General features: G+C 58.3%; 8 protein-coding genes and 2 tRNA genes. All 10 read right to left on the bottom strand.

Annotation, left to right across the window (positions count from 1 at the left end; genetic code table 11):
* Positions 1–520: 520 nt before the first annotated feature.
* The 10 genes from DW123_RS08780 to DW123_RS08735 all read right to left on the bottom strand — a co-directional run bounded on the left by DW123_RS08780 (position 521) and on the right by DW123_RS08735 (position 9,599).
* Positions 521–596 (bottom strand) — tRNA-Lys (locus DW123_RS08780).
* A gap of 28 nt (positions 597–624) precedes the next feature.
* A complete protein-coding gene (locus tag DW123_RS08775; protein WP_118098374.1) occupies positions 625–1,905 on the bottom strand; it encodes an aminopeptidase in 1,281 nt (426 codons plus the stop codon).
* Between the two features lie 89 nt (positions 1,906–1,994).
* On the bottom strand, positions 1,995–2,570 hold the full coding sequence (locus tag DW123_RS08770; RefSeq protein WP_118098372.1) for a hypothetical protein: 576 nt from the start codon (positions 2,568–2,570) through the stop codon (positions 1,995–1,997).
* On the bottom strand, positions 2,571–3,449 hold the full coding sequence (locus tag DW123_RS08765) for a phosphoribosylaminoimidazolesuccinocarboxamide synthase (RefSeq protein ID WP_118098370.1): 879 nt from the start codon (positions 3,447–3,449) through the stop codon (positions 2,571–2,573).
* A gap of 118 nt (positions 3,450–3,567) precedes the next feature.
* On the bottom strand, positions 3,568–5,133 hold the full coding sequence (locus DW123_RS08760) for a cell wall metabolism sensor histidine kinase WalK (RefSeq protein WP_117734831.1): 1,566 nt from the start codon (positions 5,131–5,133) through the stop codon (positions 3,568–3,570).
* A gap of 11 nt (positions 5,134–5,144) precedes the next feature.
* On the bottom strand, positions 5,145–5,867 hold the full coding sequence (locus tag DW123_RS08755) for a response regulator transcription factor (protein ID WP_117716225.1): 723 nt from the start codon (positions 5,865–5,867) through the stop codon (positions 5,145–5,147).
* 152 nt (positions 5,868–6,019) lie between these two features.
* Complete coding sequence (locus DW123_RS08750) at positions 6,020–7,231, bottom strand: twin-arginine translocation signal domain-containing protein (protein ID WP_118273655.1); 1,212 nt, start codon at positions 7,229–7,231, stop codon at positions 6,020–6,022.
* A complete protein-coding gene (locus tag DW123_RS08745; RefSeq protein ID WP_117629999.1) occupies positions 7,231–7,494 on the bottom strand; it encodes a TIGR03905 family TSCPD domain-containing protein in 264 nt (87 codons plus the stop codon). The genes DW123_RS08750 and DW123_RS08745 overlap by 1 nt, the downstream gene beginning before the upstream one ends.
* A 128-nt stretch (positions 7,495–7,622) precedes the next feature.
* Positions 7,623–8,969, bottom strand: a complete 1,347-nt coding sequence (gene purB / locus DW123_RS08740; RefSeq protein ID WP_118273654.1) for an adenylosuccinate lyase — start codon at positions 8,967–8,969, stop codon at positions 7,623–7,625.
* Positions 8,970–9,524: 555 nt separating this feature from the next.
* Positions 9,525–9,599: transfer RNA gene (locus DW123_RS08735), tRNA-Gly, on the bottom strand.
* Positions 9,600–9,670 lie beyond the last annotated feature (71 nt).

The raw sequence follows: 9,670 nt of genomic DNA, 5'->3' as shown, positions 1-9,670 counted from the left end.
CGCGCGGCAAGGAGATATATTGCCAGACCGGAGGGGCCCCGGGGGCGGGAATCACGCACTCCATATTTTGTTCACAAATAAATAGATCCCTCAGTCGCGTCACTGAGGTTAAAACTGAAGCATTGGCTTCTGATATTGGCGATGACCAGCTGTTTTACGAGTATTGAGACATCGGTCATCTCTGGAGCGCTACTTTACTCCAAAGGCATCAGCTATTTGTTTCTCATCGGTAAAAGGCGGGTTTTGTTCGCCAAGCGTTCTTATATATAGATAGATACGGGTTCGAACCCATGAAAGGGCGAAAAAAAGACGGCCAACCGAAGTTGACCGTCTCAACAATCTTTGGTGGGCCGTCAGGGGTTCAGCCTGCTTCGCAGGCGGCCGCTGCGGCGCTTTCTCGCCTCGCGCGCTGCGCTGGCAAACGCTCTCGCGTTTACTCAGCTCCGCGCCCCGACGGGTTCGAACCCGTGTACCGGCAACAAAAAAGCGGCCGGCATCCGCCAGTCGCTTTTCTTTTCTATGGTGGGCCGTCAGGGGTTCGAACCCTGGACCTTGGGATTAAAAGTCCCCTGCTCTGCCAGCTGAGCTAACGGCCCGCGGGTGGCATTGTACCACGGTCTGGGTCTATTCCCAACTCCATTGGCCGTTCTGGAAAATCACAACTTCACGTCCATCAGGCGTAATGCCCGTAATATCGATGTCGTCCGTGCCGATCATAAAGTCAACATGCGTGCTCGAGACGTTAACGCCATGCTCCAGGAGCTCCTCCTTGGACATGTCATACCCGCCCTCGATGCACTCGGGGAAGCCGACACCCAGCGCAAGGTGGCAGCTGGCGTTCTCGTCATAGAGCGTATCGTAGAACAGAACGCCACTTTCGCGGATCGGCGTGTTCTTGGAAATGAGCGCGACCTCTCCCAGATGAGCAGCGCCCTCATCGGTATCGATGATGCTCGCAAGCGTCGCCTTGCCCACGCGGGCGTCGTAGTCCACCACACGGCCGCCCTCGAACTTAATCCAAAAATCGTCGACCTTGTTACCGTGGTGGATGAGCGGCATGGCCGAGTACACGATACCGTCGGCACGCATGCGATCGGGCGAAGTGAAGACCTCCTCGGTGGGGATGTTGGGGAAGAAGGGATGTCCATCGGGCGTCTTACCCTTGCCGCCGGCCCACTCGTGACCCTTCGTCATGCCAATCGTCAGATCGGTTCCATTTGCCGCGGTGTAATGCAGCCGGTCAAAACGATTGTCGTTCAGGAAGCGCAAGTTCTTTTCGAACGCCGCGTCATGAAGCTCCCAGTCGCTCTCCGGGTCCTGGCCATCGGCGCGAGCGGTGTGCAGAATCGCATTCCACAGCTTATAGATTGCAACCTCATCGGCGTCTCCCGGGAACACCTCGTGCGCCCAAGCCACGACCGGAGCGCCGGCGATGCACCACGGATTGATGTTGTAATCCAGTCCACGGCGGAAAACTTTGCACTGCGTATTCCTCGCCTTGGATGCCGCGGCCGGCTTGGCTGGATCGATGCCCTTGAGGGCTGCGGGATCCGCACCCTCGATAAAGATAAAGCAGGCACCGTCCTGGGCTAGGGAATCCAGCTGCAGGCGCTTCCACTCGGGCGTCTGCTCAAAATAGCTTTTATCGACATGCTCGTACGTGAGCCTCGTCACGGCATCATCGGCCCAAATGACCGTCACGTGGCCGGCGCCGGCAGCATAGGCCTCCGCGACCACCACGCGCGCAAACGGCGCGCACTCGACCGGAGACTGAACGACGACTTCCTGGCCGGGCTTGACGTTTACGCCCTTGCAGACAACCAGGCGAGCGTAGTTTTTAATCTTGGGCTCCAGGGCCTTCATGCCCTCCAGAGCTTCTTCAACCGTCAGGGCAGCTCGAATCATGTGCCACTCCATCTATCTATAGAACAGTAAAAAGGCGCGTCGCAAAAACGACGCGCCTTATATCTTAGCGATAAGTATGAATGCAAACGCTATTTCTTCTTGGAGTCCTTTTTGTCCTCCTCGGCAGCCGCGCGCTCAATAAGAGCGTTGAGCTTGTTCTCGGACATGCCCTCGGCCTGCGTGCGGTACATGTTGCGTAGGGGGCGGATGCGCACGAAGTCATAGATAAAGTCGCCCAAAATGATGACGTAGGACAAAACGATGCCGACCATCTGGACGGGGCTGGACACCATGCCAGCGGGAGCGAAGTACAGCGAAGCCCAAATGGCCACGACGAGCACCATGCCAATGGCGAGCACAATCCACCAGATGCGACGGCGCTTGGTGTAGTCCTCGTCCTGCTTGAGGAGGATATTCGACACCGTATAGATGCGGTCCTCCTTGGCGCGCTGCTTAGCCTTGCGGGCGCGCTTCTCCTCTTTAGAGAGGCCCTCGAGGTTCTCACCCTTCTCGAGCTCTTTGCGGCGTGCCTTAGACGAAGCCGGCACGACGCGAACGGAGCTCGCTGCTTGGCGGGCGGGCTTAGCAGATGCGGCAGACTTGCGCGCAACCCCGGTAACTTCGTGGGATTGCGTGCGCTTGTTCGTGGCGCTACGGGTACTCACTTATGCGTTCTCCTTCATGCTTTTGAACTGGGAGCCCGTGATGATCTGGAAGGCCTCGCGATAGCGCTCAGACGTGCCATCGATGACCTCGGCGGGCAGGTGCGGGGTCTCCCCCGTCATATCCCAGTTGGCCTTGAGCCAATTGCGGACGAATTGCTTGTCGTAGCTAGGCTGGATCTTGCCCTCCTCGTAGCTGGCAGCAGGCCAGAAACGGCTGGAGTCGGGCGTGAGGCACTCGTCGATCAGCGTGACCTTGCCATCTATGACACCAAACTCAAACTTAGTGTCGGCAATGATGATGCCACGGGTCGCGGCGTACTCAGCAGCGGCCTTGTAGATCTTGAGAGACAGGTCACGAATCTGCGTGGCGATGTCCTCGCCCACGATCTCGCAGCAACGCTCGAACGAGATGTTCTCGTCGTGGTCACCGATCTCGGCCTTCGTGGACGGCGTGAACAGCGGCTCGGGAAGCTTGGAAGCCTCGATCAGGCCCTCAGGCAGCTGGATGCCGCAGACGGTGCCGTTCTCGTCGTAGGTCTTCTTGCCCGAACCGGTCAGATAGCCGCGGACGATGCACTCGATAGGAATCGTCTGGGCCTTCTTAACCAGCATGGCGCGGCCAGCGAGGTAGTCACGATACTCAGCAAACTCCTCGGGGAAATCCGCCGGGTCGATGGAGACGAGATGGTTGGGGACGATATCGGCAAACTTGTCGAACCAGAACGCCGAGATGCGATTGAGCACCTCTCCCTTAAACGGAATCTCGTCGGGAAGAATGAAGTCGAACGCAGAAATGCGGTCGGTGGCGACCATCAGCAGGTTTTCACCGGCATCGTAGATATCACGAACCTTGCCACGGGAATCCGGACGACGCTCCATCGTTGTCACGTGAGTCACTCCTTACCTAAATACGACAGAAATGCGGGTTCTTTCCCACACGTTTTCGCAAACTCGGAGCGGCAGGGACGCGGCCCCTCCTTCACCGAATAGCGAAAAGCTAGTGCTCCATTGTAGTAGATGCCGCGTCCGCCGTGTGCTCGCGGGGCAGATGAATTGTAAAAGTCGTACCCTTTCCAAGCTCCGACTCCACGGATATGTAGCCATGGTGACGCTCGACGATCTGCTTGGTCACGGCGAGGCCAACGCCCAGGCCGCCAGCTTCGCGGGCGCGGCTGGCATCGGCGCGCCAAAAACGGCCGAAGATGCGCGACAGATCGTCCTTGGCAATGCCGATACCGGTATCCGAAACGGCAATACTGACATGCTTGCGGTCACTGAGCACCGACACCACGACCCAACCGCCCTCGGGGGTGTAGCGCATGGCGTTGCTCATGAGGTTGATGACGCATTGCGTGATCATATCGGGGTCGGCCTCGACGACATCATCGTGACCTTGGGTCTCGTCTGCAAAGCGCAAGCGCAGATCGCGGTCGACAAACAGGCGCTCCTGAGCGTTGACGATGGAGCGCACGAAGGGGACCATGTCCACCTGCTCAAGGTTGAGCGGCGCCGTGCTGTTTTCCATGCGCGACAGGTCGAGCATCTGCTGCACCAGACGGGCAAGTCGACGCGTCTCGGAAGCAACGGTTTCCAAATGCTCATCATCGGTGGGATACACGCCGTCCTGCATGGCCTCGACCGTTGCAAGCATGGCCATAAGCGGTGTGCGAAGCTCGTGCGCGACATCCGAGGTCAGGCGCTTTTCGTGCTTCATATCCTTCTCGAGCGAGGTGGCCATCTCGTCAAAGGTCTCACCCAGCTGATCGATTTCGTCATCGCCGCGCAAGCCCGTGCGAGCGGATAGATCGCCATCGCGAATTTGCTTGGCCGTGCTGGTAATACGATGAATCGGCTTGGTGAGCATGCGCGACATGAGCGATCCGATAACGACCGAGATGCAGACTGCCACAACCGCGGCAAGGGCCATGGCGTTAAAGGTCTTCTCTCTAAACGCAGAATCTGCCTTGGTGAGCAGGGCGTCGGAGCCGATGGCCCATAGCTTTACCTGTCCGACATGCTCGCCGGAAGACGTTATGATTTCGACGTTGGCAACACTATCGGAGTCGGTGGGCGCCGACGAAACCGGGCTATGCGAGGCCTTTTTACCGCTCGAGCTGCTCGACGCCGATTCGCTCTCGCGCACATCGGCGGTCGCACTTGCCGAAGGCCATGAGTCGTCATAAACGATCACGCCCTTTTTGTTGACGACCTGCATGCCCAGATCGTCGGACACCAAACTCGATGTCGCGACCGTGCGCAGCTCGCCCGCCGTCCAATTGCCGTTTTCCTCGTACGAGGTCGCAAGCTTTTCGGCGGCAGAATTGGCGATCTCAACGATATTGGAACGCGTGTAATCCGAAAAGACGGTGCCCCATACAACGGAGACAACGCCCACCAGCACCAATACCGTCATGAGCGACGTCAGGGCAAAAGCCAGGGCCATACGCGAGGGATAGCTCATCGTTGGCCGTGAATCGGAACGAGGCGTGTTCCAACTTGCTTTGGAACCCGCCTCGTTCTCCTGCTTGTGCTTTTGTCCGATTTCAAAGCGCGCAGGTGTCATATGTGATTTCCCTATTTCTCGTCCGACTTATCGGTCTTGGCCGGGGCCTCGAAGCGATAGCCAACACCGTGGACGGTATAGAGCCACTTAGGCTTCTTGGGGTCGTCGCCCAGCTTGGCGCGAAGGTTCTTCACGTGGCTGTCGATGGTGCGCTCATAGCCCTCAAAGTCGTAGCCGAGAACCTTCTCAACCAGCTCCATACGGTTGTAGACACGACCGGGATGACGAGCAAGCGTGGTGAGCAGCTTAAACTCGGAAGCGGTCAGGTCCACTTCCTTGTTCTCGACCAAAATCTTGTGGCCCGAGATATCGATGACCAGATCGCCGAAGTCGAGTACCTCGACGGCGGGCTCGTCGGCCTGATGGGCACGGCGGAACAGAGCGCGAACGCGCGCAACAAGCTCGCGCGGCGAGAACGGCTTGATCAGATAGTCGTCGGCTCCGAGCTCGAGGCCGATAATACGGTCTTCGATCTCGCCCTTGGCGGTAAGCATGATAATAGGCACATCCGAGGTGTCGCGAATGGTGCGGCAAACGCGCTCACCGGGAATCTTAGGGAGCATGAGGTCGAGCACGACCAGGTCGAACTGATGCTTCTCGAACTCCTCGATAGCAGACTGGCCGTCGCCCACGCCCACAACCCAATAGCCCTCGCGCTCGAGATAGGCAGCGACAGCGTCACGGATTGCCTTCTCATCCTCGACCAGCAGAATCTTTTTTGCATCTGAAGCCATAACACGGCCCCCCTGTCTCAATTAGCTAAGAACAAGCCCATTTTAACGCACCTATGCCCACCGAGCACCGCTGCAGTGCGGCGGCTCGGCGGGCGGTACTCACAATTACAACGCGTTTATTCCCCCGTTGGCACCTTTTTAACCCCTCGGTACTAAAGAGAGAACAGGCGGGCAGTGACCGTCTCGGGGATTCCCTGGCTGTTGCGTACCGTGGCATAGGTCAAAAACGTATTCGATTTACCCGCCGTAGCTGGATAATCGCCATATTCAAGGGCGCGGTCGGGCGACAGCAGCGAGCCATAGGTTTTGGCGGAGGTATCGATCAGAAAATGCGATGCCTGAACCTTAACCAGATATTTGTTCTTCCTGCCGGCAGCACATGCAAGCGGCTCACGCGACAGGAATAGGAAGGTCCCGTTCTCGTTGCCAATATAGGTGCCCATGTTGCCAAGACTTCCCACGCCGTTATAGGTCGCCTCGATGGAGAACACAAATGTGTCACCCATATATACGGCCTCAAAGGGAGACACCGAGGAGGGAAGGACCAGCTGAGCCCTTTTGGTATTGTTGCCGTCCGTCAGGTCAATCGCCGTCATGCCGTAGTAGACACCCTCGTCATTGCGCACGCGCGGGGATATGGTCAAGATACCGTCACTCACGCGCGGGGCAGATGCAAAGCGACCCGTTGACTTCCAAATGGTCTCGGCCTTTGCCTCATCGAGCGAACGGCGGTAGCAATACGAATCGCTACTCGTCTTATTTCCGCCCGTTGAGGGCATCTTGTACCAAATGACAGACGATTCGAACGCCGTAAACATCGGCGGATCGTAGTCCTTGCCGCCTCGGTCGAGCTCAACCACATCGCCGGCAAGCGACGCGCCTGCCATACTTTGCGCATAGAGCTTCCATGACGAATTCGCAAAGTTCATCTCGACCCAAGCAAACACGCCATCGCCGGCGCGGACATCGTAAAACGAATACCCCGTACCTTCGACGGGATCCTCGATAAGCGTCGTGAGCGAGCCATCGCCCAGGTTGAGCACACCAAGCGTATTGGCATGCAGGGCAGAAGCAGGCGCCATCATCGCGGCAGCGTAGTCACCATCGCAGTAGTACAGTAGCGTGCCCAAGGGCAATGTCCATGAAGCCGTGGGCTCAAGATCGATATCGACGGCCTCATACTCATCCGTAATCGAGATAATCTTTGAGTCGTCTTTGATAACCTGTGGCTCGCCGGCAGCGTCGTCGCTGGTACCCGTTTTCTTTGAGCATCCGGCAAGCACCGTGGCAGCGCCCGCGGCAGCCCCTCCGAGCACAAAGCCGCGGCGCGATATTCCGTTCTTGATCTGGCCGGCGATACTCATTAGGCGATCTCGGCGCGAGCGGCCTCGATAGCGCGCGTGAGCTGATCGGCGCAAGAAGTCTTCTTCATACCGCAGGTATTACCAGCGAGAACCTCGATGACGCGATCGGCAGGAGCGCCCTCGACCAGCTTGGAGATAGCCTTGAGATTGCCGTTGCAGCCACCGGTAAACTCGACGCCCACCACCTTGTTGCCGTCATCGGACAGGTCAAGGTGAATATTGCGAGCACACACGCCCTGAGGCTTGTAATCAAACGAAATCATGCGATCCCCTCTCAGAATGTTATTCGAGACGACTATTATCCCCGTCTTTCCCTAAATGCAACGAGGCGCTTTGCCGGCAACACACATTACCAGCAAAGCGCCCTAAAAAGCTAACGTTATGCCCGAACCTACTCGAAGCTCAGCTGCTCCAGGCGATCGAAGACCGTGTCGATACGGGTGAGGAAGTCCCACGGATCAAAGATCTCGTCGAGCTTCTCCTGGCTGACGGTGCAGCGCGGGTCGGCCTCGAGACGCTCCTTAAAGGTGGGACCGGAGACGCAATCCTGCACCTCGTGCCAGGTAGCCATGGCGTTTTCCTGCACGATGGCATAGGCATCCTCGCGGGTGATGCCCGTATCGACGAGGGCCAGCAGGACCTTGGAGGAGAAGATGAGGCCGCGAGTCTTGTTGAGGTTGGCCATCATGCGAGCCGGATACAGCTGCAGGCCGTCGATAACGCGGATAAGGCACTGGAACATGTGGTCGAGTGCGATAAAGCTATCGGCCTGGGCGACGCGCTCGGCAGAGGAGTGCGAAATGTCGCGCTCATGCCACAGGGCGACATTGTCGAAGGCAACCTGGGCATTGGACTTCACGACGCGCGACAGGCCACAGACCTTCTCCATGGTGATCGGGTTGCGCTTATGTGGCATGGCGGAGCTGCCCTTTTGACCCTTGCGGAACGGCTCCTCGGCCTCGAGCGTATCGGTCTTCTGCAGATTGCGGACCTCGGTAGCAATGCGCTCGCAGGTGGCCGCCGTGGTGGCAAGGACGCCGGCCAGGTAGGCATGATGGTCGCGGCTGATGACCTGCGTGGACAGCGGATCGTGGACCAGGCCCAGGTGCTCACAGACGTACTCCTCGACGAACGGCTCGATGGAGCTGTAGGTGCCGACGGCACCGGAGATGGCACCGAAGGCAACGTTCTTGCGAGCGTCCTCAAGACGATCCAGATCGCGCTTGAGCTCCCAGGCCCAAGAGCCAAACTTCATACCGAAGGTCATCGGCTCGGCATGGATGCCATGGGTGCGACCGGCGCAGAGCGTGTTGCGCTCCTCGAAGGCGCGACGCTTGCAAATCTCGCCAAGCTTCTTGACGTCCTCGATAATCAGGTCACAGGCCTGGGTGAGCTGATAGCACAGAGCCGTATCGCCCAGATCGGAGCTGGTCATGCCATAGTGAACCCAGCGGCTGGGCTTGGGGTCGCCCTCGGGCACATCGGCGTCGATGTACTCCTTCATGTTGGTCAGGAAGGCAATAACGTCGTGGCGCGTGACTTCCTCGATCTCGTCGACCTTTGCCTTCTCAAAGTTGGCGTGGTCGCGGATCCACTGGGCCTCTTCTTTGGAAATACCGATCTTGCCGAGCTCCGCCTGAGCCTCGCAGGCCAGGACCTCAATCTCCTGCCAAATGGCGTACTTATTCTCGAGGGAGAAGATGTGTCCCATCTCCGGGCGGGTATAGCGATCGATCATAGCGGCTCCTTTTTGGTTATTGGCACGTTGGTCGTAACCCAACCATTGTACCGTGCGCGGGTGCGAGTATGGACAGTAGGCATGAACCTAACATTTTGGAATTGGAGCGGGCAACGGGACGTCCGCGCGCCCGCGTCGCGGACGCGCACCGGCTGTGGGCGATCTCCTCGGATTCACGGAGACGATGGGGAGGCTTTGTTGAATTGGCCGTCCCGAGGTCTCCCATGCTCGATGGAGCGGGCAACGGGACGTCCGCGTATTTGCTTCGCAAATCCGCACCGGCTGCGGTCGGCATGCTCCGGTCCACGGAACCGCTGAAGGAGACCCGGTCGAGCCGTGTGTCCCAGCGTCTCCCTTTGCTGGGGGAGCGGGCAACGGGACGTCCGCGTATTTGCTTCGCAAATCCGCACCGGCTTCAGGCGCCTGCCGGCGCCTTCGCCTGCTCGCTACAAACGCTTCGCGTTTGCTTTACGCTCGCACCCTGTCGGGTTCGAGTCCCGGCACTTTATTGAAAAAAGCACGGCACCGTAATGGTGCCGTGCTTGTGCTCTTAACTGGAGCGGGCAACGGGACTCGAACCCGCGAGTGTCAGCTTGGGAAGCTGATGCCTTACCACTTGGCGATGCCCGCTTGTGTGTTGGCTAGTATAACGCGGTTGTCTTGTTCGATACAAGGGTGGCGATGCTTGTTTTAGCTGTGGA

It is taken from the genome of Collinsella sp. AM10-26, from assembly GCF_003472525.1.
GTDB lineage: Bacteria > Actinomycetota > Coriobacteriia > Coriobacteriales > Coriobacteriaceae > Collinsella.
This window is presented reverse-complemented; position numbering and strand designations above follow the sequence as displayed.

Bases quoted from the DNA above. Each gene is read 5' to 3' on its own strand.
- DW123_RS08775 (WP_118098374.1), bottom strand. From the start codon at position 1,905: ATGATTCGAGCTGCCCTGACGGTTGAAGAAGCTCTGGAGGGCATGAAG.
- DW123_RS08765 (WP_118098370.1), bottom strand. From the start codon at position 3,449: ATGGAGCGTCGTCCGGATTCCCGTGGCAAGGTTCGTGATATCTACGAT.
- DW123_RS08760 (WP_117734831.1), bottom strand. From the start codon at position 5,133: ATGACACCTGCGCGCTTTGAAATCGGACAAAAGCACAAGCAGGAGAAC.
- DW123_RS08755 (WP_117716225.1), bottom strand. From the start codon at position 5,867: ATGGCTTCAGATGCAAAAAAGATTCTGCTGGTCGAGGATGAGAAGGCA.
- DW123_RS08750 (WP_118273655.1), bottom strand. From the start codon at position 7,231: ATGAGTATCGCCGGCCAGATCAAGAACGGAATATCGCGCCGCGGCTTT.
- DW123_RS08745 (WP_117629999.1), bottom strand. From the start codon at position 7,494: ATGATTTCGTTTGATTACAAGCCTCAGGGCGTGTGTGCTCGCAATATT.
- purB (WP_118273654.1), bottom strand. From the start codon at position 8,969: ATGATCGATCGCTATACCCGCCCGGAGATGGGACACATCTTCTCCCTC.